25 protein-coding genes, 1 pseudogene and 1 riboswitch are annotated in these 20,636 nt (G+C 60.6%); of the genes and pseudogenes, 9 read left to right on the top strand and 17 right to left on the bottom strand.

The features are described from left to right. Positions 1-22 precede the first annotated feature (22 nt). Positions 23-144, top strand: a riboswitch (yybP-ykoY riboswitch). An 88-nt stretch (positions 145-232) separates the two neighbouring features. Further along, positions 233-817, top strand: coding sequence for a TMEM165/GDT1 family protein (locus U367_RS0124005; protein WP_005784895.1), 585 nt, complete (start codon positions 233-235; stop codon positions 815-817). A 63-nt stretch (positions 818-880) separates the two neighbouring features. Here the strand turns inward: U367_RS0124005 and U367_RS0124000 are convergent, their stop codons facing one another. Next, entirely contained in the window at positions 881-1,699 is an 819-nt protein-coding gene (locus tag U367_RS0124000; RefSeq protein WP_010213075.1) for a M48 family metallopeptidase, read from the bottom strand. Between the two features lie 178 nt (positions 1,700-1,877). Here U367_RS0124000 and U367_RS1000000132820 point away from each other — a divergent pair. Continuing rightward, positions 1,878-3,221 (top strand): annotated as a pseudogene (locus tag U367_RS1000000132820) (HAMP domain-containing protein); the annotation flags it as partial. A gap of 15 nt (positions 3,222-3,236) precedes the next feature. Next, positions 3,237-4,079, top strand: coding sequence for a methyl-accepting chemotaxis protein (locus U367_RS1000000132815; RefSeq protein WP_394365198.1), 843 nt, complete (start codon positions 3,237-3,239; stop codon positions 4,077-4,079). Here the strand turns inward: U367_RS1000000132815 and U367_RS0123990 are convergent. From U367_RS0123990 to U367_RS0123980, 3 genes are read right to left on the bottom strand one after another with little or no spacing between them, the layout of a single operon-like run. Further along, the gene (locus tag U367_RS0123990; RefSeq protein WP_028618877.1) at positions 4,076-4,696 is read right to left on the bottom strand and encodes an SOS response-associated peptidase; all 621 of its coding nucleotides are present in this window, start codon (positions 4,694-4,696) and stop codon (positions 4,076-4,078) included. The genes U367_RS1000000132815 and U367_RS0123990 overlap by 4 nt on opposite strands. 36 nt (positions 4,697-4,732) lie before the next feature. Beyond that, positions 4,733-4,993, bottom strand: coding sequence for a putative signal transducing protein (locus U367_RS0123985; protein WP_028618876.1), 261 nt, complete (start codon positions 4,991-4,993; stop codon positions 4,733-4,735). 11 nt (positions 4,994-5,004) lie between these two features. After that, on the bottom strand, positions 5,005-5,187 hold the full coding sequence (locus U367_RS0123980) for a CPXCG motif-containing cysteine-rich protein (protein WP_028618875.1): 183 nt from the start codon (positions 5,185-5,187) through the stop codon (positions 5,005-5,007). A 131-nt stretch (positions 5,188-5,318) separates the two neighbouring features. On the opposite strand from U367_RS0123980, the gene U367_RS0123975 reads away from it, so the two are divergent. Next, complete coding sequence (locus U367_RS0123975; protein ID WP_028618874.1) at positions 5,319-6,482, top strand: 1-acyl-sn-glycerol-3-phosphate acyltransferase; 1,164 nt, start codon at positions 5,319-5,321, stop codon at positions 6,480-6,482. A gap of 118 nt (positions 6,483-6,600) precedes the next feature. Here the strand turns inward: U367_RS0123975 and U367_RS0123970 are convergent, their stop codons facing one another. Further along, positions 6,601-6,858 (bottom strand): GNAT family N-acetyltransferase, encoded by a 258-nt coding sequence (locus tag U367_RS0123970; RefSeq protein ID WP_028618873.1) that lies wholly within the window; start codon positions 6,856-6,858, stop codon positions 6,601-6,603. 182 nt (positions 6,859-7,040) lie between these two features. Here U367_RS0123970 and U367_RS0123965 point away from each other — a divergent pair, with 182 nt between their 5' ends. Beyond that, positions 7,041-7,250, top strand: coding sequence for a hypothetical protein (locus U367_RS0123965; RefSeq protein WP_016978307.1), 210 nt, complete (start codon positions 7,041-7,043; stop codon positions 7,248-7,250). A gap of 57 nt (positions 7,251-7,307) precedes the next feature. Here the strand turns inward: U367_RS0123965 and U367_RS0123960 are convergent, their stop codons facing one another. Further along, positions 7,308-7,895 (bottom strand): YajG family lipoprotein, encoded by a 588-nt coding sequence (locus U367_RS0123960; protein ID WP_028618872.1) that lies wholly within the window; start codon positions 7,893-7,895, stop codon positions 7,308-7,310. Positions 7,896-8,089: 194 nt separating this feature from the next. Between U367_RS0123960 and U367_RS0123955 the strand changes: the two genes are divergently transcribed. Continuing rightward, a complete protein-coding gene (locus U367_RS0123955; RefSeq protein ID WP_010213085.1) occupies positions 8,090-8,323 on the top strand; it encodes a hypothetical protein in 234 nt (77 codons plus the stop codon). Between the two features lie 718 nt (positions 8,324-9,041). Then, positions 9,042-10,550: a malate dehydrogenase (quinone) gene (gene mqo, locus U367_RS0123945; protein WP_028618871.1), complete on the top strand. Its 1,509-nt coding sequence runs from the start codon at positions 9,042-9,044 to the stop codon at positions 10,548-10,550. A 69-nt stretch (positions 10,551-10,619) separates the two neighbouring features. On the opposite strand, the gene U367_RS0123940 is transcribed toward mqo, so the two are convergent. The 4 genes from U367_RS0123940 to U367_RS0123925 form a co-directional block, all read right to left on the bottom strand. After that, positions 10,620-10,907: a PA4642 family protein gene (locus U367_RS0123940; RefSeq protein WP_003188614.1), complete on the bottom strand. Its 288-nt coding sequence runs from the start codon at positions 10,905-10,907 to the stop codon at positions 10,620-10,622. A gap of 74 nt (positions 10,908-10,981) precedes the next feature. Beyond that, positions 10,982-11,467: a hypothetical protein gene (locus U367_RS0123935; RefSeq protein WP_028618870.1), complete on the bottom strand. Its 486-nt coding sequence runs from the start codon at positions 11,465-11,467 to the stop codon at positions 10,982-10,984. 35 nt (positions 11,468-11,502) lie between these two features. Beyond that, positions 11,503-11,970 carry a WbuC family cupin fold metalloprotein gene (locus U367_RS0123930; protein ID WP_028618869.1) on the bottom strand — a complete coding sequence of 156 codons (468 nt, stop codon included), beginning with the start codon at positions 11,968-11,970 and terminating at the stop codon, positions 11,503-11,505. A 3-nt stretch (positions 11,971-11,973) separates the two neighbouring features. After that, the gene (locus U367_RS0123925) at positions 11,974-12,531 is read right to left on the bottom strand and encodes a hypoxanthine-guanine phosphoribosyltransferase (RefSeq protein WP_028618868.1); all 558 of its coding nucleotides are present in this window, start codon (positions 12,529-12,531) and stop codon (positions 11,974-11,976) included. Positions 12,532-12,695: 164 nt separating this feature from the next. Between U367_RS0123925 and upp the strand changes: the two genes are divergently transcribed. Next, positions 12,696-13,334 (top strand): uracil phosphoribosyltransferase, encoded by a 639-nt coding sequence (upp, locus tag U367_RS0123920; protein ID WP_010213094.1) that lies wholly within the window; start codon positions 12,696-12,698, stop codon positions 13,332-13,334. A 2-nt stretch (positions 13,335-13,336) separates the two neighbouring features. Then, the gene (locus U367_RS0123915; RefSeq protein ID WP_028618867.1) at positions 13,337-14,611 is read left to right on the top strand and encodes a uracil-xanthine permease family protein; all 1,275 of its coding nucleotides are present in this window, start codon (positions 13,337-13,339) and stop codon (positions 14,609-14,611) included. A gap of 67 nt (positions 14,612-14,678) precedes the next feature. On the opposite strand, the gene hisC is transcribed toward U367_RS0123915, so the two are convergent. From hisC to U367_RS0123880, 7 genes are all read right to left on the bottom strand, one after another. After that, positions 14,679-15,731, bottom strand: a complete 1,053-nt coding sequence (gene hisC / locus U367_RS0123910) for a histidinol-phosphate transaminase (protein WP_028618866.1) — start codon at positions 15,729-15,731, stop codon at positions 14,679-14,681. Positions 15,732-15,734: 3 nt separating this feature from the next. Then, complete coding sequence (hisD, locus tag U367_RS0123905) at positions 15,735-17,057, bottom strand: histidinol dehydrogenase (protein ID WP_028618865.1); 1,323 nt, start codon at positions 17,055-17,057, stop codon at positions 15,735-15,737. Between the two features lie 128 nt (positions 17,058-17,185). After that, positions 17,186-17,821 carry an ATP phosphoribosyltransferase gene (hisG, locus tag U367_RS0123900; RefSeq protein WP_010213102.1) on the bottom strand — a complete coding sequence of 212 codons (636 nt, stop codon included), beginning with the start codon at positions 17,819-17,821 and terminating at the stop codon, positions 17,186-17,188. Positions 17,822-18,042: 221 nt separating this feature from the next. Beyond that, positions 18,043-19,308, bottom strand: a complete 1,266-nt coding sequence (murA, locus tag U367_RS0123895; protein ID WP_010213103.1) for a UDP-N-acetylglucosamine 1-carboxyvinyltransferase — start codon at positions 19,306-19,308, stop codon at positions 18,043-18,045. Between the two features lie 23 nt (positions 19,309-19,331). Continuing rightward, positions 19,332-19,571, bottom strand: a complete 240-nt coding sequence (locus U367_RS0123890) for a BolA family protein (RefSeq protein WP_003188597.1) — start codon at positions 19,569-19,571, stop codon at positions 19,332-19,334. A gap of 114 nt (positions 19,572-19,685) precedes the next feature. Beyond that, positions 19,686-19,991, bottom strand: a complete 306-nt coding sequence (locus tag U367_RS0123885; protein WP_028618864.1) for an STAS domain-containing protein — start codon at positions 19,989-19,991, stop codon at positions 19,686-19,688. Beyond that, the gene (locus U367_RS0123880; RefSeq protein ID WP_028618863.1) at positions 19,988-20,635 is read right to left on the bottom strand and encodes an MlaC/ttg2D family ABC transporter substrate-binding protein; all 648 of its coding nucleotides are present in this window, start codon (positions 20,633-20,635) and stop codon (positions 19,988-19,990) included. The genes U367_RS0123885 and U367_RS0123880 overlap by 4 nt, the downstream gene beginning before the upstream one ends. Position 20,636: the final 1 nt, after the last annotated feature.

The following is a 20,636-nucleotide window of genomic DNA, read 5'->3' as shown; positions in this document are numbered from 1 at the left end:
ATGGATTTTGCCTAGGCAGAATCCGCTCCGTCCTAGGGGAGTAGTCTCCCACGAGCGCCACGCTCGTCCGGCATACGTCAACATACTTGGTCAGCAGACCATGGCGTATGCGACCCAGGAGTCCGCACAGACGGACCGGGGTTTGACAAGACCTATGACACGCACACCTTACCCGGGGCGGGAAGGCTGTACGTGTCATAGCCGTGTCGACCCGCCCCTGGAAACTTACCTGATGCTGGATTCATTACTCGTTCCTACCGCAATCGTTGCCTTGGCCGAAATCGGCGACAAGACGCAACTGCTCGCGCTCATCCTTGCCGCACGCTTTCGCAAACCCTGGCCGATCATCGCCGGCATCGTCGCCGCGACCCTGGCCAACCATGCGGCCGCTGGTGCCGTGGGGGCCTGGTTCGGCAGTTTCTTCTCGGATGCAGTGTTGCACTGGATCCTCGCAGCGAGTTTCTGCGCCACGGCCTTGTGGACACTGGTTCCAGACAAACTCGACGATGACGAAGCCAGCACCACACGCAAATTCGGCCCGTTCCTGACCACGCTGATCGCGTTCTTCCTCGCGGAAATCGGTGACAAAACCCAGATCGCCACGGTGATGCTGGCGGCGCAGTACCCGGAGTTGTGGCTGGTGATTATCGGGACGACCCTGGGCATGCTGATTGCCAACGTGCCGGTGGTCTTGGCGGGGAATTTTGCAGCGGAGAAACTGCCGTTGACGCTGATTCGTCGACTGGCGGCTACTGCGTTCTTCGTCCTGGCGATTGTGGCCGTGTACAAAGCTATGCAAAGCAGCGGCTGGATCTAGCACACACCTTGTAGGAGTCCGGCGATTCGCCAAGCCGGGCTCCTACAAAGGGTCAGCGTTAACTCAGGATTTTTTTGCCTGCTGGTACAGCGGCATCACCTTCGGAATCGCCGCCTGCAACGAGGCGATTCGGCTGTCGGACGCCGGGTGAGTACTCATGAACTCCGGCGGCGCACCTTCCGAAGCCTTGGCCATCTTGTTCCACAGCGTGATAGCCGCGTTCGGGTTGTAGCCGGCACGGGCCGACAGCTCCAGGCCGATCAGGTCCGCTTCGTTTTCATTGCTGCGGCTGTTGGGCAAGGTCATGCCGTAGTTGGCCACGGTATCGGCCAATGCCAAGCTGTCCTGGCCGAGGCCGAACAATGCACCGGCGCCCTGCTTGGCCATCTCGATTCCGTAGGCCTTGGACATGGCTTCACGGCCGTGTTCACGCAAGGCGTGGGCAATTTCATGGCCCATCACGGCGGCCAGCTCGTCATCGGTGAGCTTGAGGTTGTCGATCAAGGCGCTGTACACGAAGATCTTGCCGCCAGGCCCGCAGTTGGCGTTCATCTCGTCGCTCTTGATCAGGTTCACTTCCCACTTCCACTGCGCGGCATCCGCACGGAACGTCGGCGCCTGGGCGATCAAGCGGTTGGCGATGGCCTGCACGCGCTTGGCGTTGGCGCTGGTCTTATCCAGTTGGCCCTTGCTGCTGGCCTCCCCCAGGGTCTGCTGGTAGGACTGGGCATACATCTGGTCGACTTCCTGGCTCGACAGCATGCTGAACATGTACTGCTTGCGCTCAACCCCAACGGCGCCGCCGCTGGTGGTGTTGACCGACTGACACCCGGCCAGCAGCATCGCTGCAACCAGACCGCTAACTACCAATGACTTCTTCATGAACCTCTCCCTGAAAACACGCCCTTCAAACATGGCGCGTATCGTAGGCGCTCGTTTGTATCGACGCCAGATACACCAGACGTGTAACCGCTGATTTTCGGATACATCCCACGGCGCCAATAACGGCGATGGGCTTTCCATTTGCGACACTCCGAACATTTTTGCAGGACACCCCCTCATGCCCAGCGCGCCCGTGGCCGATACAAAAAGGCGGATTCTCTCCCCTGTGCCCGGAGTTTTCATGAAATTCAAGTCGATCCAATTTTCTGTCGCGGCACTGGCCGGGGCGATTGTCCTCAGCGTGGTCGCGGTGCTGGTGCTGTACGCCTTGTTTGCCGGAGCGCGGACCCAGGAAATGGTGCAGGATCGCACCCAGGTGCAATTCGACCAGATCATCGAGCAGCGCCTGACCGCCCTGGCGCAAACCCAGGCCACCTTGATCCAGCGCGAACTGGAAGCCCCCTTGGTGACCGCCAAGAGCCTGGCCACCGCCAACGCCCTGCTCGGCATGAAAGACGCCAAGGGCGAGCCGGCCCTGCAAGTCGGCCGCGAGCAACTGATCAATCTGCTGCATGAAACCGTGGTGCGTAACCCGAAGATCCTCGGCGCCTACATCGGCTGGGAGCCCAATGCGATCGACCACAACGACGCAGCCTACGTGAACACCCCCATTGTCGGCATGGCCGCAGACGGCCGCTTCCTTCCCTGGTGGTATCGCAACGCCGATGGCAGCCTGGGCCTGGACAAGCTCGCCGATGTCAACGATCAGAACATCCTCTCCACTGGCGTGCGCGCGAGTGAGTACTACCTTTGCTCCAAGGAAAACAAAAAGGCCTGCGCCATCGACCCTGCCCCTTATAAGGTGGGCAACGCAATGGTGATGCTGGCTTCGTTCATCGAACCGATTATGATCGACGGCACCTTCCAAGGCATCGTCGGTGCCGACCTGTCGGTCAACTTCATCCAGGACATGCTCACCAGCGCCGATCAAAAACTCTACAACGGCGCCGGTGAACTCGCGCTGATCTCCAGCAACGGTCGCCTGGTGGCCTACACCAAGGACGCCAGCAAGCTCGGCGAAAAGGCCACCGACCTGCTCGACAACAATGAACTGGCCAACCTTGGCCAGTTGAAAGTCGGCGAAGTGCGCTACGACATCGATAAGGAACACGGGCATATCGAACTGTTCCTACCGTTCAATATCGGCCAGGCTGACGCACGCTGGACGCTGATGCTGCAACTGCCCCTCAGCGCCGTGATGGCCGATTCGCAGAAGCTGCAAAGCGACCTGGAAGCCCAGCGCAAGACTGACATCTTCGGCATGACCATCGCCGGTTTGTTGATCGCCGGTATCGGCTTGCTGGTGATCTGGCTGGTCGGCCACGGCATCGCTCGTCCGCTCAAGCAAATGGTCGCGATGCTCAATGACATCGCCCAGGGCGAAGGCGACCTGACACGGCGCCTGACCAGTGACCGCGCCGATGAGCTGGGCGCGATCGCCAGCGGCTTCAACACCTTCTTGATCAAGCTGCAGGGCATGATCACCCAGGTGGTGAGTTCGGTGCAGAAGGTCAGCGACTCCTCGGAACACACTGCCGACATCGCGATCCGCACCAACCAGGGCGTGCACAAACAGATGGTAGAAATCGACCAGGTCGCCACAGCTGTGCATCAGATGACCGCGACTGCGCAAGATGTTGCGCGCAACGCCACCCAGGCCGCACAAGCCGCCAGCCACGCCGACCAGGCCGCTAGCCAGGGCATGCGCATTGTGCGCGACACCTCGACCTCCATCGGCGCACTGGCCGAGGAAATCGGCAAGGCAGTCGGCGTCGTGCAGGCGCTCGCCAAGGACAGCGAGAACATCAACGCCATCCTCACGGCGATTCGCGGGATTGCCGAACAGACCAACCTGCTGGCGCTCAATGCGGCCATCGAGGCGGCGCGGGCTGGCGAGCAAGGCCGTGGTTTTGCGGTGGTCGCCGACGAAGTGCGCAACCTGGCGCAAAAGACCCAGAAGGCCACCGAAGAAATCCAGACCATGATCCAGCAGTTGCAACAAGGCACGCGGGACGTGGTGCGGGTGATGGAGGACAGCCAGAACCGCACCGATGAAAGCGTGCAACACGCGGCCAAGGCGGCCGAAGCGCTGGAGACGATCACCCAGGCCGTCTCGGTGATCAACGACATGAACACCCAGATCGCCAGTGCCGCCGAAGAACAGAGCGCGGTGGCCGAGGACATCAATCGCAACGTGATCAATATCGGCCAGGTGGCCAATGAAGTAGCAGGCGGCGCGGATGAATCCAGCGCGGCCAGTGCGGACTTGACCAAGCTGGCGGAGCAGCAGCGCCGGCTGATCAATCAGTTCAAGGTCTAAGCCGGGGTCAGGCACTCCGGCCCGTTGAGCTTCGGATCGTTGACCATGTTGGCCAGCACTCGCTCGCGCAACGCGACGGGTTCACTGGCCAGCAGGCCTTGCAATACATGCAACGGCGTCTCGGGATCGAGCCAGGCTGCCTGCCCGGCCTCATCCAGAATCAGCGGGCGACGCTGGGCCTGCGCCGCTTGGGTCACCACCGCCGTGCTCAGCCACACCTGCTCCTGCACCGGATAGGCTTCCCAGATCGCGGCGAAAAACAACGTGGAGCCCTCCTCCGGCGTCAGCCAGTACGGGCGTTTACGCTGGGTGCCGCGCCATTCGTAGAACCCATTGGCGGGCAGCAGGCAACGGCGTTGACGGAACGCTTCGCGGAACATCGGTTGTTCGGCCAGGGTTTCGGCGCGGGCATGGGCGGGCGTGCGGGAAAGATCGGTCAACCACGGCGGCGTAAGGCCCCAACGGGCGCGGGCCAGGGTGCGCTGGCCGTCGGTGGCGCGCTGGATCAGCACCGAATCATTCGGAGAGATGTTCCACTGAGCCTGCTGGTCGGCGGGGAAGCCCGGCAAGGCAGCGAAGGCGGGATTCCAGCGAAACAGGGCATAACGTCCACACATGGGGCAACACGACTCTTGGGTAAACCGACCGACAGCCTAACAGACCAGCACGTCGGGGAAGCTGTCGGGTTCGTCACCGGGTAGCGGCTGTGCGCCGATGTAGGCGGTAATCAGCTCGCGGGCACACGCAGCCCGGTCATTGTCCACCTCCAGGCCCAGCAGGCCGAAGATGGGCAATTCGCCGGTACCGCCGAGCAAATGCCGACCCACCAGGTGCGCCTCGATGCCTTCGCTGGCGAGCATCTGTTGCAGCAGCTCGCCTTCCATCAGGTTTTCCGGTTCGTAGATTCGCTGCATGGATGTATCCGTTATTCGTCTTCGCTTCGGGTTTCGAGCATCCACTCGTGACCATGCACCTGCAGATCGAAAGTGATTGGCCGGCAACAGACCTGGCAGTCTTCAATATACGTCTGGTCACCGCCAGACAAATCCACGGTTGTCTCGACCACTTCACCGCAATAAGGACAATCGTACGTAGCGTTTTCCAGCATCGCAGCCTCCAAGGTGACTTGTGCGTATAATCGCCGGTCTATTTACAGGGCTATTTCCGGCTGGGCCATTCCTCAGTCCGCACCCTGGCATTTCCTTTACTTACCCTAGCCGTTTCTAACAAGAGAGCATGATGGGCGAATTCGATACCATCCGACCTTACAACGACAGCGAAGTCCCGGCAGTGCTGGCACGTCTGTTCAGTGACAAGGCCTTTCTGGACATCCTGACCCACTTCCGCTTCCCGCGCTTTGCCGGCGCCCTGGGCTGGCTGCTCAAGCCGATGATCGCCCGCAAATTGCGCCGTGAGTTTGCCGGCGTCACCACCGTGGCCACGCTGCAGGACAAAGTCGAGTATTACGTCGACCACACCATTGACCGGGCGACCGACGGCGTGACCTACACGGGCGTCGAGCAGCTCAGGTCCGGCACGGCTTACCTGTTCCTGGCCAACCACCGCGATATCGTGATGGACCCGGCCTTCGTCAACTACGCCGTATACCACGCCGGCCTGCCGACGCCGCGCATCGCCATTGGCGACAACCTGCTGCAAAAGCCGTTCGTCAGCGACCTGATGCGCCTGAACAAGAGCTTTATCGTGCACCGCTCGATCACCGGGCGAAAGGAAAAGATGGCGGCATTCAACCTGCTGTCGGCCTATATCAACCATTCGATCCGCAACGACGGGGCGTCGATCTGGATCGCCCAGGCTGAAGGCCGCGCCAAGGATGGGGATGATCGCACCGAATCAGCGATCCTCAAGATGTTCCATGTCAGCCGCAAGGATGAGCCGTTTGCCGAGGTAATCCAGTCGTTGAACCTGACGCCGGTGTCCATCAGCTACGAATATGACCCGTGCGATACCGCCAAGGCCCGCGAACTCTACATCCGCGCCACCACCGGCACCTACAGCAAGGCACCGGGCGAGGACGACGTGAGCATCGCCCTCGGTATCACCGGCTACAAAGGTCGGGTGCACATCAACTTCGCACCGCCGATCACCGAGCGCTTCGAAGACACCAAGCTGCTGGCGGCAGAAATGGACCGGCAGATTCTCGGCGGATACCGCTTGTTCCCGGTGCATTACCTGGCCTACGCCCAGTGGAGCGATGCCGACCCGCAATTGCAGGTGCCGACCGCCGCCGAAGTGTTCCCGGCGGACGAACTGGCCAAGGCCAAAGCGGAGTGGGAGCGGCGCTTGAACGAATGCCCGGCCGAGCACCGACCGTTTCTGGTGGTGCAATATGCAACACCGGTGCGTAATCAGTATCGAGTTAAAGCCGGAATACCTTTGTAAACACTGAAAAAAATGTGGGAGCGGGCTTGCTCGCGAATGCGGAATGTCAGTCGATACATAATTGACTGATACACCGCATTCGCGAGCAAGCCCGCTCCCACCTTTGTGTTGTGGCGTTTTAGAGGCGGGTGCTGAGCCAGGAGATGGCCAGCGCCAGCCCAAGACAGGCGAACCCAATTCGGTAAGCCAGACGATGCGCCCGCTCGGTGCGCACATCCAGAAACAACATCGGTTGGTCGATTCCGCGGTCTTCACCTTGCGCGGTCAGGTCGGCCATTGCGCGCTGTTCGCGCAGGCGGGTTATGAACAGCAGCGCAGCCCCCGGGCAGGCCACGGCTAACGCAACAACGTTGATAAAAAGGGCAGGCAGCGCCATCGCAAACCTCGGTAGAACAGTATTTTGGTATCGGTTCAGATACAAACCTGAACGATAGTGGCCTCCGGCGCCGTAAATGCTCCCTCCTCCATTGACGGCTAATGTATCCAGTAATTTACGCCGTCACCTGAACGTCACCTTAACAAGCCACTCTGTTGCCCTTCGACGCTTAGGAGCTTGTCATGCTGCACGCGCAAAACCAGGATCGGCTGTACCTGATCACACAAAGTGATGAGCAAGAAGCACTGGTTGGCGGCCTGGCCTTCAACGTCCAGGACCGCCACTGGCTGGTGTATTGCGCCCTCGGCGGCCACCAGCATGCGGACCTGCCGGAGACCGATCTGCTGACAGGGGTGAGCTTGCTGGATTTCTGTATCGACACCGCCGCGTGAAACTGGAGACGAAAAAAAGCCGGGCTCATCACTGAGCCCGGCTTTTTGTTGAATCGGTTATTGCGAGCTGAGCAAGGAACCGATGCTTGGGTCCTTGAACAGGCGGGTCAACGCATCGCTGAGGACGTCGCTGACCAGCTTGGTGTTGGTTTCCTGGTTCGGCGACATGCCGAAACGCTGGTTCAGGGACGCGCCGTAGCGACCGCTGTAGCGACGGGTACCGGCGCTGACATCGGACTTGAAGGTCGCGCCGATGGACGCTTCGGTCACGTACAGGCCGTCTTTAGGCGACTGATACTTCAGTTCAGCCAGGGTGATGGTCAGCTGCGGCGCACCCGGCGCGTTGGGGCTTGGGGTGAAACCCAGCAAACGCACGGCGGCTTCAGCCTGGGCCTGCAACTTGGGCAGCACATCCTGGGCATTCACCGAAACCAGAGCAGTTTCCGGGTACAAGCCACCGCGCGAGCCGAGGGTTGGTGACGGACGACCATCCACCACACGCACCGACACCGGCTGGCCGTGGCCCACAGGGGCCAGCTGCGTGGTGATCTTCGGTTCCGGGGTCAGTTGTTGCGGGCTGTTGGCGCAGCCAACCAGGGTCAAACTGGTCACAGTGATCAAACCGAACAACAGGCGTTGCAACATGCTTTTCTCTCCAGAAATCAGGGTCCGACAGGCCGGCAGTATAGCGGTGCGCCTGTGCCGGGAACTAGCGCCAGTTACAACCTGAGACCCGCGTGGACTCTAGCGGTTCGATGTCACTGATATGTCACGACTGATACACAGGCTCGTCATGCCCGACAGGCAAGCTTGGCCCCAATCTCAGGAGGTCTGACACCATGCATTTTCTCTGGTCACTGTTTACGCGCAAGCCCGCCCTTCGCCAGTTCGCCCTGCTGGATGCGCAAGGTCGTTGCCAGGCCTTCAAAGAATGCAGCCAGCCTCCTGTAGGTGACGGTTGGGTGGAAATCGATGAAATCCGCCTGAGCTGGATGCACCACCCATTGCCGGCCCGTGCCCGCGTCAGCCCGCGTCCTGCGCGGTCGCCCCGGCACCAGCCGTTGGCCGCCTGACCGAACACCTAATAAAAGTCATAAAACACGCCCATTTCCTTGGCGTTCTTCGCTACAATCTCCCCCCGATTATAAGGACGTCTCCTGATCGGGCCTCGCAGCATCGTTAATGCCTCGGCACTAACCCCCCAATCGCCCACAGAGAGCCGCCCACACAGATCGAGTGAAGCTGGCGCGCTTGCTGTTTTCTTTGCAAACCACCCGCCTTTACCGAATCTGCCAGAGCTGCCATTGCGCTCGGCCACTTGAGTTGTTTGCCCGTTTTGCCGCGTGTCGGCTAGGGGCCAGGTGCCAAGCTGGGGCAGCCCTTTTTTGAGGTTCACGTCTTCAAAAGAGCGTGAAAAAACGGGTTTTCACAACTTCACAAGAGTGTGGCGAGCAAATGAATAGTTTGGCGTTTGTACAAGCACCATCAGCGTCTGGAACAGCCCAACCACACAGGACCGAGCACGCCTTAAAAACCGGAGCTTGAGCCTGTCCGCTACGGATTGGTTGCACGAATCGCACGCTTTGACCATAAGTCGAATTGCCACAGGCGCCCATGAATGCGTTCATAGGCAGATTAGCCCGGCAGGAAGCGTGCGCTGAACATGCAAAGAATTGCGAATCGGACATGGCGATCCTGGCCATGGGTAACCTGGGGCAACACGTGAACCGCCCCGTCACTCCTGGCAGCCATGCCGTCAATTTGGTGCTGCAGATTTTGGAGACGCGTTAAATGGCGCATAACGAAGCAGTCGACGTAGTACTGGTAGGGGCCGGCATCATGAGTGCCACCCTGGCCGTACTGCTCAAAGAGCTCGACCCCGGTCTCAAGCTGGAAGTCGTTGAGCTGATGGATTCGGGTGCCGCGGAAAGTTCCAACCCGTGGAACAACGCCGGGACCGGCCACGCCGGGCTGTGTGAACTGAACTACACACCCCAGGCCGCCGATGGCTCCATCGACATCAAGAAAGCCGTGCACATCAACACCCAGTTCGAGGTGTCGAAGCAATTCTGGGCGTACCTGACTAAAAAGGGCACGTTTGGCTCGTCGAAATCCTTTATCAGCCCGGTGCCGCACCTGAGCTTCGTGCAGGGCGACAAAGGCGTGTCTTTCCTCAAGAAGCGCTTTGAATCCCTCAGCCAGCACCACGCGTTTTCGGACATGCACTACACCGAAGACCGTAGCGAAATGGCCGAGTGGATGCCGCTGATGATGCCGGGCCGCCCGCTCGACGAAAAAATCGCGGCCACCCGTGTCATGAACGGCACCGACGTCAACTTCGGCGCACTGACCAACCAATTGCTCGGCCACCTGACCAGCTCGCCCGACGCCCAGGTCAAGTATTGCAAGCGCGTCACCGGCCTCAAGCGCAACGGCGCGGGCTGGACCGTGAGCATCAAGGACGTCAACAGCGGCAACAGCCGTGAAGTGGACGCCAAGTTCGTGTTCCTCGGCGCCGGTGGCGCAGCACTGCCGCTGCTGCAGGCCTCGGGCATCGAAGAAAGCAAAGGTTTTGGCGGCTTCCCGGTCAGCGGCCAGTGGCTGCGTTGCGACAACCCGGAAGTGGTCAAGCACCACCAGGCCAAGGTCTACAGCCAGGCCGCCGTGGGTTCGCCGCCGATGTCCGTGCCGCACTTGGACACCCGTGTGGTGGACGGCAAGAAGTCCCTGTTGTTCGGGCCATACGCCGGCTTTACGACCAAGTTCCTCAAACACGGCTCGTTCCTCGACCTGCCGATGTCGATTCGCGCCGGCAACATCGGCCCGATGCTCGCCGTGGCCCGCGACAACATGGACCTGACCAAGTACCTGGTCAGCGAAGTGCGCCAGTCGATGGAACAGCGCCTGGAATCCCTACGCCGCTTCTACCCTGAGGCGAAAGCCGAAGACTGGCGCCTGGAAGTGGCCGGCCAACGGGTGCAGATCATCAAGAAAGATCCGAAGAAAGGTGGCGTGCTGCAATTTGGCACCGAGCTGGTCGCGGCCAAAGACGGTTCGTTGGCCGCCCTGCTGGGTGCATCCCCAGGTGCCTCGGTGACCGTTTCGATCATGCTGGAACTGATCGAGAAGTGCTTCCCAAGCAAAGCGGCGGGTGAATGGGCCGCCAAGTTGCAGGAAATTTTCCCGGCGCGGGAAAAGGTCCTGGAGACGGATGCCGAGCTGTATCGCAAGATCAACACGCAGAACAACATCAGCCTTGAGCTGGTGGCACCTGCCGCCGAGACCGAAAGCTACGCTTGAGGTCGTGACGCCATAAAAAACGCCCCGATCTCATGATGAGAGCGGGGCGTTTTTGTGTGTCTAGGATAATCAGCCGCGGGCGTTATCGATCAGCTCGATGTACTCGGCGGCATTACGCTGGTCCTTGATCAGATCGACAAAGGTCTGGCCATGTTCATCCTTGCCGTCGAGGTCAAGGCCGGCTTCCTTGAAGAAGCCCAGGAACCGTTCGAAGTCGTCGATACGCAGGCCACGGTAGGCCTTGATCAGTTTGTGCAGGGACGGTGAAGTCGCGTCGACCGGCTCGAAGTCCAGGAACAACTTGATCTGATCGTCGCCGATCTCGTCACCAATCACCTGTTTCTTATCTTTACGCATTACCGACTCCAGCCTGCAGACATTTACACGGGGTTTGAAGTCTACCTGCGAGGCGCAGGCTTGTGTAGGCGGGGCTACCTGGCCTTTACAGCACCCGTGTGCAGATCCGCCCAGATATGCCCGTTGGCATAACTGAGAAACTGCACATACACGGCGTCATTGCGCAGCAGGTCGACAATCACGCGGTATTGGGCCACCGGGTAGGACAAGGTCAGGGTTTTACTCTTGTCATCGTAGGCCGGCTTTTTCAGGCTTTTGCTTTCGGCGTCGAAATTGAGCACCACTTGGGCGATGGTCGCACCTTTGTTCAGGGGCTTACCCTTGAGGCGGATCATCAGCGGCGAGGTCACCGGGATCGGCTGCTGGCTGGACTGGCGCTGGTTGCCCACCACCACCGCGTACTCGGTGACTTGCAGCAATTGCTGCTGATCCGGCGCTTCGGCGCGCAGGCTCAGGTCGTCCGAGGGCAGGAACTGGCTGTGCATCGGTGCAGGCGCCGCGGCCAGCGGCAGGCTGAGGGTCAGCGCCAGGGCGGCGCAGGTGCGTATCAACAGGCTCATGGGCCGCTCCGGCAAGATGGGCCCAGCACTGTAGCTCAATCGAACTGGTCAAGCATCCAGCGTTGATACTCGGCCACGCCGGCATCGCCTTCGCGGGGGGCCCAGTCGGCCAATTCGCCTTCGCCCACCGGACGATAGGGCCCAGCCTTGCACTCGAACATAACGGTGTCGGGCTCCAGCACCACCAAACCGTGGAATACACCGGGCGGAAGATCGACGCCGGCGCATTCACCACCGGCCTGCATCACACGCTTGGCGAGCACTTCGCCCGTTTCGCTGAACACCAGCAAACCCAAACGGCCCTGCAGCACCAGCAAGGTTTCCGCCTTGTCCGCGCTCAGGTGCCGGTGAGGCGGCACGTAGGTGTCCGGTTGCAGGCCCACCGCCAGGCGATGGCAGGGCTCTTCCATCTGATGGAAATTGTGATGGTGGCGGCCACGAGGGCTCGCGCCCGCTTTCTCGGCCAGCTCGGCAAACAGCGTCTGATCAAGAAAACGGGTCATCGCTTACATCCCTTTGACGGCGTAGATCCCGTTGGCATTGCGCCAGTAACCTTTGTAGTCCATGCCGTAACCGAAGATGTAGCGGTCGATGCACGGCAGGCCGACATAATCAGCCTTCAGGTCTGGGCGAGCTTTGCGGTCGTGCTCTTTGTCGATCAATACGGCTGTGTGCACTTTGCGCGCGCCAGCGTGCTTGCAGAAGTCGATGATCGCGCCCAGGGTGTGGCCTTCATCGAGGATGTCGTCGATGATCAGCACGTCGCGGTCGATGAACGAGACTTCCGGCTTGGCTTTCCAGAACAGGTCGCCGCCGCTGGTTTCGTTGCGATAGCGGGTGGCGTGCAGGTAGGAGGCCTCCAGCGGGAATTGCAGGTGGGTCAGCAATTTGCCGGCGAAGATCAGGCCACCGTTCATCACGCAGAAGACCACCGGGTTGGTGTCGGCCATTTCGCGGGTGATGTGCGCGCCGACCTTGGCGATCGCCTCTTCGACTTGCGCTTCAGTGTACAGGCAGTCAGCCTCGCGCATGATTTGACGGATATGCTCGAGATCAGCGGACATGGCGCTCTCCAAGGGGGTGCTGTGGCAAGAAAAGCGGGCGAAGGTACGCTTCTCGTGCGCTCCGAGCAAGCCTTAATGGACTAACGTACTAGATGTCTATAGGACAACACCCTCGGATAGATTAATCTAGGCCGGTTTTTTTGCCCGCCGCCGGAGCCTTTCCCATGCCCACTCGCGAGATCCGCCATCCGCTGATCCGACACAAGCTCGGCCTTATGCGCCGCGCCGACATTAGCACGAAGAACTTCCGTGAGCTTGCTCAGGAAGTCGGAGCGTTGCTCACTTACGAAGCCACCAAGGATTTACCCCTGGAAACCTACGAGATCCCCGGTTGGGCCGGTCCCGTCCAGGTGGAAAAAATCGCTGGCAAGAAAATCACCGTGGTCCCGATCCTGCGCGCCGGTATCGGCATGCTTGAAGGCGTCCTCAGCCTGATCCCTGGCGCCAAGGTCAGCGCCGTGGGCGTAGCCCGCAACGAAGAGACGCTGGAAGCCCACACCTACCTGGAAAAACTCGTTCCGGAAATCAACGAGCGCCTAGCGATGATCATCGACCCGATGCTGGCTACCGGCAGTTCCATGGTTGCCACCATCGACCTGCTGAAAAAAGCCGGTTGCCGGGACATCCGCGCCATGGTTCTCGTCGCTGCGCCCGAAGGCATTGCGGCCGTCGAGAAGGCCCACCCGGACGTGCAGATCTACACCGCGTCCATCGACGAGCGCCTGAACGAACACGGCTACATCATCCCAGGCCTGGGCGATGCCGGTGACAAGATCTTCGGCACCAAGCAGAAGGACGCGTGAGCATGCAGGATGAATTCAACGACCCGCTTTGGCGCCAGATCCTGTCTGGCGCACAAATGCTCTTCGTAGCATTTGGCGCGCTGGTGTTGATGCCACTGATCACAGGTCTTGATCCAAACGTCGCACTGTTCACCGCGGGCCTGGGCACGTTGCTGTTCCAGCTGGTGACAGGGCGGCAGGTGCCGGTCTTCCTGGCGTCGAGCTTTGCATTCATCACCCCGATCATTCTCGCCAAGGGCCAGTTCGGCCTCGCGGCGACCATGGGCGGGGTGATGGCCGCCGGCTTCGTTTATACCTTCCTGGGCCTGGCCGTGAAGATCAAGGGCACCGGGTTTATCGACCGGCTGCTGCCGCCCGTGGTGATCGGGCCAGTGATTATCTCCATCGGCCTGGCCATGGCACCGATCGCCGCCAACATGGCGATGGGTAAAGCCGGTGACGGCACCGAGCTGATCCATTACCAGACGGCGATGCTGATCTCGATGCCGGCGCTGCTGACCACCTTGATCGTGGCGGTGTTCGGCAAGGGGATTTTCCGCCTGGTGCCGATCATTTCCGGCGTGCTGGTGGGTTTTGCCATGTCGTTCTACTTTGGCGTGGTCGACACGGCGAAGATCGCCGCCGCACCGTGGTTCGCCCTACCCCACTTCACCGCGCCGGAATTCAACTGGCAGGCGATCCTGTTCATCGTCCCCGTGGCCCTGGCCCCGGCGATCGAGCATATCGGCGGTGTGATTGCGGTCGGCAGCGTGACCGGTCGCGACTACCTGAAGAAGCCCGGCCTGCACCGCACCCTGCTGGGCGACGGCATTGCCACCACGGCCGCCGGCCTGTTTGGCGGCCCACCTAACACGACCTACGCGGAAGTGACCGGCGCGGTGATGCTGACCAAGAACTACAACCCGAAAATCATGACCTGGGCGGCGGTGTTTGCCATCAGCCTGGCGTTCATCGGCAAGTTCGGCGCACTGCTGCAGAGTATCCCCGTGCCAGTGATGGGCGGGATCCTGTGCCTGCTGTTCGGTTCGATTGCTGCGGTGGGCATGAACACGCTGATCCGCCACAAGATCGACCTGGGCGAGGCGCGCAACCTGGTGGTCGTGTCGGTGACGTTGGTGTTCGGGATTGGCGGTGTGCTGGTCGGCACCGGCACCGGCCCGGATGATTTCGGCCTCAAGGGCATCGCCCTGTGTGCGGTGGTGGCGATTGGTTTGAACCTGCTGCTGCCGGGCAATGATGGTTGGAAGAACAAGAAGCCTGACGAACCGCTGCTGTAACTAACGCCGCAAAACCAAATGTGGGAGCGGGCTTGCCCGCTCCCACATTTTTGATCTTCAGTGTGGCTTAGAGCTGGCCGAGGCCGTCGATCAGCGCCTGGTTCTGCTCCGGCGTGCCAATGCTGATCCGCAGGAATTGGGCAATCCGCTCCTGCTTGAAGTGACGAACAATCACCCCTTGCTCACGCAACTTGGCCGCCAGGCCCGCCGCGTCATGCTGTGGGTGACGGGCAAAGATGAAGTTGGCTGCCGACGGCAACACTTCAAAGCCTTTAGCTTCCAACTGTGCCACGACTTTCTCACGGCTATCGATAACCAATCGGCAGGTCTTCTCGAAGTACTCACGATCCTCGAACGCCGCCGCTGCGCCGACAATCGCCAGGCGATCCAGCGGATAGGAGTTGAAGCTGTTCTTGACGCGCTCCAGCGCCTCGATCAGGTCGGGATGGCCCACGGCCAGGCCCACCCGTAAACCGGCCAGTGAGCGCGATTTGGACAGGGTCTGGGTCACCAGCAGGTTCGGGTAGCGGTCCACCAGGCTGATGGCGGTTTCACCGCCGAAGTCGATATAGGCTTCATCGACCACCACCACCGAGTCCGGGCTGGCCTTGAGGATCTGCTCCACGGCGTCCAGCGCCAGCACGCAGCCGGTGGGCGCGTTCGGGTTGGGGAAGATGATCCCGCCGTTCGGCTTGGCGTAGTCCGCCACGCGGATCTGGAACTGTTCGTCCAGCGGCACCGGAGCGGACTTGATGCCATAGAGCCCGCAGTAAACCGGATAGAAGCTGTAGCTGATATCCGGGAACAGCAGCGGCAGATCGTGCTGGAACAGGCCGTGAAAAATGTGCGCGAGGACTTCATCGGAACCGTTGCCAAGGAACACCTTGCCAGCATCGATCCCGTAATACTTGGCGACCGCCTGCTTGAGCAGGTCGCTGTTTGGGTCCGGGTACAGGCGCAGGTTGTCGTTCAACTCGGCCTGCATCGCGGCCAACGCCTTGGGCGATGGGCCGTAGGGGTTTTCATTGGTGTTGAGCTTGACCAATTTGGTCAGCTTGGGTTGCTCGCCGGGCACGTAAGGCACGAGGTCCTTGACGAAAGGGCTCCAGAATTTGCTCATGTCTCAGTTCCCCTTCTCTTCAAGGATGCGGTATTCAGCGCTACGGGCGTGAGCGCTCAGGGACTCACCACGGGCCAGCACCGAGGCGGTCTTGCCCAGCTCGGAGGCACCCTGTGGCGAACAGAAGATGATCGACGAACGCTTCTGGAAGTCATACACCCCCAGCGGCGACGAGAAACGCGCAGTGCCGGACGTCGGCAGCACGTGGTTCGGGCCCGCGCAGTAGTCGCCCAGGGCTTCGCTGGTGTGGCGACCCATGAAGATCGCACCGGCGTGGCGGATCGACGGCAACCAGGCTTGCGGATCGGCGACGGACAGCTCCAGGTGCTCCGGCGCGATGCGGTTGGCCACTTCAATGGCCTGCTCCATGTCACGCACCAGGATCAACGCGCCACGGCCATTGATCGACTTCTCGATGATCTCGGCGCGGTCCATGGTCGGCAGCAGCTTGTTGATGCTGGCGGCGACTTGGTCGAGGAATTCCGCGTCCGGGCTGACCAGGATCGCCTGGGCGTCTTCGTCGTGCTCGGCCTGGGAGAACAAGTCCATGGCGATCCAGTCCGGATCAGTCTGGCCGTCGCACACCACGAGGATTTCCGACGGGCCGGCGATCATGTCGATACCGACCTGGCCGAACACGTGACGCTTGGCGGTGGCGACGTAGATATTGCCAGGGCCGACCACCTTGTCCACTTTCGGCACGCTCTCAGTACCGTAAGCCAAGGCCGCGACGGCTTGGGCGCCACCAATGGTGAACACGCGGTCGACACCGGCGATGCAGGCGGCGGCCAGCACCAGCTCGTTGATTTCACCGCGCGGGGTTGGCACCACCATAACTACTTCGGTCACGCCCGCCACTTTGGCCGGGATCGCGTTCATCAACACCGACGACGGGTACGACGCCTTGCCGCCCGGCACGTACAGGCCAGCGCGGTCGAGTGGCGTGACCTTCTGGCCCAGCACGGTGCCGTCGGCCTCGGTGTAGCTCCAGGAGTCCTGTTTCTGTTTTTCGTGGTAGCTGCGCACGCGCGCCGCCGCAATTTCCAGGGCTTCGCGCTGAGGTGCAGTAATGCGTGTCAGGGCCAGTTCCAGGCGTTCACGGGGCAGGATCAGGTCGGACATCGACGCGACGTCCAAGCCATCGAACTGGCGGGTGAAGTCCACCAGCGCCGCATCACCGCGCTCGCGCACGGCCTTGATGATGTCGAGTACTCGCCCGTTGACCGAATCGTCGGACACGCTTTCCCAGCTCAGCAGATGATCCAGATGATGGGCAAAATCCGGATCGGCAGCGTTGAGTCGGGCAATTGCAGTGGACGTGGTCATAGCGAGGGCCTCAATAGAATTGGCAAAAACTCAGGCGCCCTAAACTAGCAGTCGTTTCCGCTTGGGCACCTGAGAATTCTGGCTATGAGGCGGATAGACGGGCGCAGCCTTCCGGCTACGCGGGTAAGTCAACCGCGGTGTCGCGACTCCACTGCCTTGCGCAGGGTGTCGATCAACGCCTGGATACGGGCGTGCTGCATCTTCATCGATGCTTTGTTGACGATCAGGCGGGAACTGATGTCGGCAATGAATTCTTGCGGCTCAAGACCGTTGGCACGCAGCGTGTTGCCGGTGTCGACCACGTCGATGATCTTGTCGGCCAGGCCGATCAGCGGCGCCAGCTCCATCGAACCGTAGAGCTTGATGATGTCGACCTGACGACCTTGTTCGGCGTAGTAACGCTTGGCAACGTTGACGAACTTGGTCGCGACGCGCAGGCGGCCTTTGGGCTCGACATCACCGACACGGCCAGCGGTCATCAACTTGCACAGGGCGATACGCAGGTCCAATGGCTCGTACAGGCCCTGGCCGCCGTATTCCATCAACACGTCTTTACCGGCGACACCCAGGTCGGCCGCGCCATGCTCAACGTAGGTCGGCACGTCGGTAGCCCGCACGATCAACAGGCGAACGTCGTCCTGGGTCGTGGGGATGATCAGCTTGCGGCTCTTGTCCGGATTCTCGGTCGGCACGATGCCCGCTTCAGCCAGAAGCGGCAAAGTGTCGTCAAGGATGCGGCCCTTGGACAGTGCGATGGTCAACATGGGAAACGTCAGTCCTTCATCAGGCTATTGCTGCCCGGTCGCAAACGGCGCCGGACACAGATCGAGGCCATTACAGCCTCGATTTGAAACAAATTCAGCATACTGCTTTTTTAATTTGTAGTGAGCGGGCTTGCCCCGCGCTGGGCTGCGAAGCGGCCCTAAAAATCTTGGGAGCGCTTCGCACTCCAGCGCGGGGCAAGCCCGCTCACTACAAACAGCAACTAGCCCGGTACGCGGCGGATTTTTGCGCCGAGCATCTGCAGTTTTTCTTCAATGCACTCGTAACCACGGTCTATGTGGTAGATACGGTCGATCAGGGTATCGCCTTCGGCGATCAGCGCCGAGATCACCAGGCTGGCCGAAGCCCGCAGGTCGGTGGCCATCACTGGCGCGCCCTTGAGTTTCTCGGTGCCGGTAACGATGGCGGTGTTGCCTTCAACCTGGATCTTCGCGCCCATGCGGTGCAGTTCGTACACGTGCATGAAGCGGTTTTCGAAGATGGTCTCGATCACGGCGCCGGTGCCTTCAGCAATGGCGTTCAATGAGATGAACTGCGCCTGCATGTCGGTCGGGAACGCCGGGTACGGAGCGGTGCGCACGTTGACGGCTTTAGGACGCTTGCCGTGCATGTTCAGCTCGATCCAGTCTTCACCGGTGGTGATTTCGGCACCGGCTTCGCGCAGTTTTTCCAGGACCGCTTCCAGGATGGTCGGATCGGTGTCCTTGACCTTGACGCGGCCACCGGTCACGGCGGCGGCAACCAGGTAGGTGCCGGTCTCGATGCGGTCTGGCATGACCTTATAGGTAGCGGTGTGCAGGCGCTCTACACCATCGATGGTGATAGTGTCGGTGCCGGCACCGGAAACCTTGGCACCCATGGCGTTCAGGAAGTTGGCCAGGTCGACCACTTCCGGCTCACGCGCGGCGTTCTGCAGCACGCTGCGGCCTTTGGCCAGGGCAGCGGCCATCATGATGTTCTCGGTACCGGTTACGCTGACGGTATCAAAGAAGAAATTCGCGCCACGCAGGCCGCCTTCCGGCGCCTTGGCCTTGATGTAGCCGCCTTCGACGTCGATCACTGCGCCCATGGCTTCGAGGCCACGGATGTGCAGGTCCACCGGACGCGAACCGATGGCGCAACCGCCAGGCAGGGCGACTTCGGCTTCACCGAAACGAGCAACCATCGGGCCCAGCACCAGGATCGACGCACGCATGGTTTTCACCAGTTCGTACGGGGCGATCAGGGTCTTGATAGTGCGCGGGTCGATTTCGACAGCCAGTTTCTCGTCGATCACCGGCTCAATGCCCATGCGACCGAACAGCTCGATCATGGTGGTGATGTCGTGCAGGTGCGGCAGGTTGGCCACGGTGACCGGGCCATCGCACAGCAGGGTCGCTGCCAGGATCGGCAAGGCGGAGTTTTTTGCACCGGAGATGCGAATCTCGCCATCAAGGCGGGCACCGCCGGTAATAATCAATTTATCCATAAGAATCTCGACGCCTTGGGGGCTCAGGTGCGCTCGGCCCAGGCCGCGCGGCTGAAAAATTTCATAGTGACCGCATGGATGCTGCCATCGGTGATCCACGGGTTCAAATGGGCATAGATCTGCTGTTGACGCTTGACCGGGCTGAGTGCCGCCAGTTCATCGCTAATCACGTTCAGCTGGAAGTTGCAGCCTTCGCCTTCAACTTCAACGGTCGTTTCCGGCAGCTTTCCTTCAAGAAAGCTCTTAACTTCTAGGGCCTGCATGCTCAACCTCTATCGGCGCCCAGTGCGCGCGGGTCGCACATCATACAAAAAAGCCCCGCGCCTGCGAACCCCGCATAGCAGGACTCTGACGGGGGGCCTCTCTAATAATGTGTATTAAGGATGCGCCAGCAGCTCGGTCAACCCGGAAACTTCGGCGATTTCACGCATGTCTTCGGGCATAGCACGGATGCTGACGGACTTTTTAGCCGCTTCGGCATCACGCATGAAGCACAGCAACAACGATAAGCCGACGCTGCTGGACTTGGTCACAGCCGAACAATCCAGCACCAGCGCAGGGGCAGTGCTGGTCTTGATCAAGGCCTGGCCCTGCTTGCGCAGGTCAGGCCCGGAGCGGTAGTCCAACACGCCACTGATGAACAGCTCGCCGGCATCGCCTAGACGAACAGCCGACTCGGTCATTGCGCAGGCTTCCCGGCAGCTTTATCGGTTTCTTCCTTGGCCTTGGCGACTTCACCGGCCCAACCATTGATGGTTTTGTCCAGATCGTTGCCATTGCGCTGCATGGCGTCGGCGAACTGGTCACGGAACAGCTTGCCGATGTTGATCCCGTTGATGATCACGTTACGCAGCTTCCACTCGCCGTTGACCTTCTCCAGCGTGTATTGGACCGGGTAGACGGCGCCGTTGTTGCCCTTGACGCTCATGTTGACGCTGGTGCGATCACCGGACTCGTCACCGGCTGGAGCGACGGTAATACCCTGGTTGTTGTACTCAAGCAAAGCGTTACCGTAGAACTGGAACAGGCCCTTCTTGAAGTTTTCCTGGAACGTCTGCATCTGCGCAGGGGTAGCTTTGCGCGAATACTTGACCGTCATGATGCTTTTGGAAATGCCTTCAGCATCGACCACCGGACCAACAATGGTGTTGAGTGCTTCGTAAAACCGGGAAGGGTCTTGCTTGTACTGTTCTTTGTTGGCTTTCAGGTCAGCCAGCATCTTGCTGGTAGTGTCCTGCACCAGGTCGTGGGCAGAACCTGCAGCGTTAGCCATCAGCGGCAGCGCTGCCAACAACACCAGCAGGCCACGTCGCAAGGTAGAGATCATG

The organism is Pseudomonas canadensis, assembly GCF_000503215.1.
GTDB classification, from domain to species: Bacteria; Pseudomonadota; Gammaproteobacteria; order Pseudomonadales; family Pseudomonadaceae; genus Aquipseudomonas; species Aquipseudomonas canadensis.
This window is presented reverse-complemented; position numbering and strand designations above follow the sequence as displayed.

Excerpts from the sequence above, each read along its gene's own strand:
- U367_RS0124000 (WP_010213075.1), bottom strand. The coding sequence starts at position 1,699 with ATGAAGAAGTCATTGGTAGTTAGCGGTCTGGTTGCAGCGATGCTGCTG.
- U367_RS1000000132815 (WP_394365198.1), top strand. The coding sequence starts at position 3,237 with ATGATCACCCAGGTGGTGAGTTCGGTGCAGAAGGTCAGCGACTCCTCG.
- mqo (WP_028618871.1), top strand. The coding sequence starts at position 9,042 with ATGGCGCATAACGAAGCAGTCGACGTAGTACTGGTAGGGGCCGGCATC.
- upp (WP_010213094.1), top strand. The coding sequence starts at position 12,696 with ATGCCCACTCGCGAGATCCGCCATCCGCTGATCCGACACAAGCTCGGC.
- U367_RS0123970 (WP_028618873.1), bottom strand. The coding sequence starts at position 6,858 with ATGGCGCTGCCTGCCCTTTTTATCAACGTTGTTGCGTTAGCCGTGGCC.
- U367_RS0123935 (WP_028618870.1), bottom strand. The coding sequence starts at position 11,467 with ATGAGCCTGTTGATACGCACCTGCGCCGCCCTGGCGCTGACCCTCAGC.
- U367_RS0123955 (WP_010213085.1), top strand. The coding sequence starts at position 8,090 with ATGCATTTTCTCTGGTCACTGTTTACGCGCAAGCCCGCCCTTCGCCAG.
- U367_RS0123990 (WP_028618877.1), bottom strand. The coding sequence starts at position 4,696 with ATGTGTGGACGTTATGCCCTGTTTCGCTGGAATCCCGCCTTCGCTGCC.
- U367_RS0123960 (WP_028618872.1), bottom strand. The coding sequence starts at position 7,895 with ATGTTGCAACGCCTGTTGTTCGGTTTGATCACTGTGACCAGTTTGACC.
- U367_RS0123890 (WP_003188597.1), bottom strand. The coding sequence starts at position 19,571 with ATGCAGGCCCTAGAAGTTAAGAGCTTTCTTGAAGGAAAGCTGCCGGAA.
- U367_RS0124005 (WP_005784895.1), top strand. The coding sequence starts at position 233 with ATGCTGGATTCATTACTCGTTCCTACCGCAATCGTTGCCTTGGCCGAA.
- hisD (WP_028618865.1), bottom strand. The coding sequence starts at position 17,057 with ATGACCACGTCCACTGCAATTGCCCGACTCAACGCTGCCGATCCGGAT.
- murA (WP_010213103.1), bottom strand. The coding sequence starts at position 19,308 with ATGGATAAATTGATTATTACCGGCGGTGCCCGCCTTGATGGCGAGATT.
- hisG (WP_010213102.1), bottom strand. The coding sequence starts at position 17,821 with ATGTTGACCATCGCACTGTCCAAGGGCCGCATCCTTGACGACACTTTG.
- U367_RS0123915 (WP_028618867.1), top strand. The coding sequence starts at position 13,337 with ATGCAGGATGAATTCAACGACCCGCTTTGGCGCCAGATCCTGTCTGGC.
- U367_RS0123985 (WP_028618876.1), bottom strand. The coding sequence starts at position 4,993 with ATGCAGCGAATCTACGAACCGGAAAACCTGATGGAAGGCGAGCTGCTG.
- U367_RS0123880 (WP_028618863.1), bottom strand. The coding sequence starts at position 20,635 with ATGATCTCTACCTTGCGACGTGGCCTGCTGGTGTTGTTGGCAGCGCTG.
- hisC (WP_028618866.1), bottom strand. The coding sequence starts at position 15,731 with ATGAGCAAATTCTGGAGCCCTTTCGTCAAGGACCTCGTGCCTTACGTG.
- U367_RS0123930 (WP_028618869.1), bottom strand. The coding sequence starts at position 11,970 with ATGACCCGTTTTCTTGATCAGACGCTGTTTGCCGAGCTGGCCGAGAAA.
- U367_RS0123885 (WP_028618864.1), bottom strand. The coding sequence starts at position 19,991 with ATGACCGAGTCGGCTGTTCGTCTAGGCGATGCCGGCGAGCTGTTCATC.
- U367_RS0123975 (WP_028618874.1), top strand. The coding sequence starts at position 5,319 with ATGGGCGAATTCGATACCATCCGACCTTACAACGACAGCGAAGTCCCG.
- U367_RS0123980 (WP_028618875.1), bottom strand. The coding sequence starts at position 5,187 with ATGCTGGAAAACGCTACGTACGATTGTCCTTATTGCGGTGAAGTGGTC.
- U367_RS0123965 (WP_016978307.1), top strand. The coding sequence starts at position 7,041 with ATGCTGCACGCGCAAAACCAGGATCGGCTGTACCTGATCACACAAAGT.
- U367_RS0123925 (WP_028618868.1), bottom strand. The coding sequence starts at position 12,531 with ATGTCCGCTGATCTCGAGCATATCCGTCAAATCATGCGCGAGGCTGAC.
- U367_RS0123940 (WP_003188614.1), bottom strand. The coding sequence starts at position 10,907 with ATGCGTAAAGATAAGAAACAGGTGATTGGTGACGAGATCGGCGACGAT.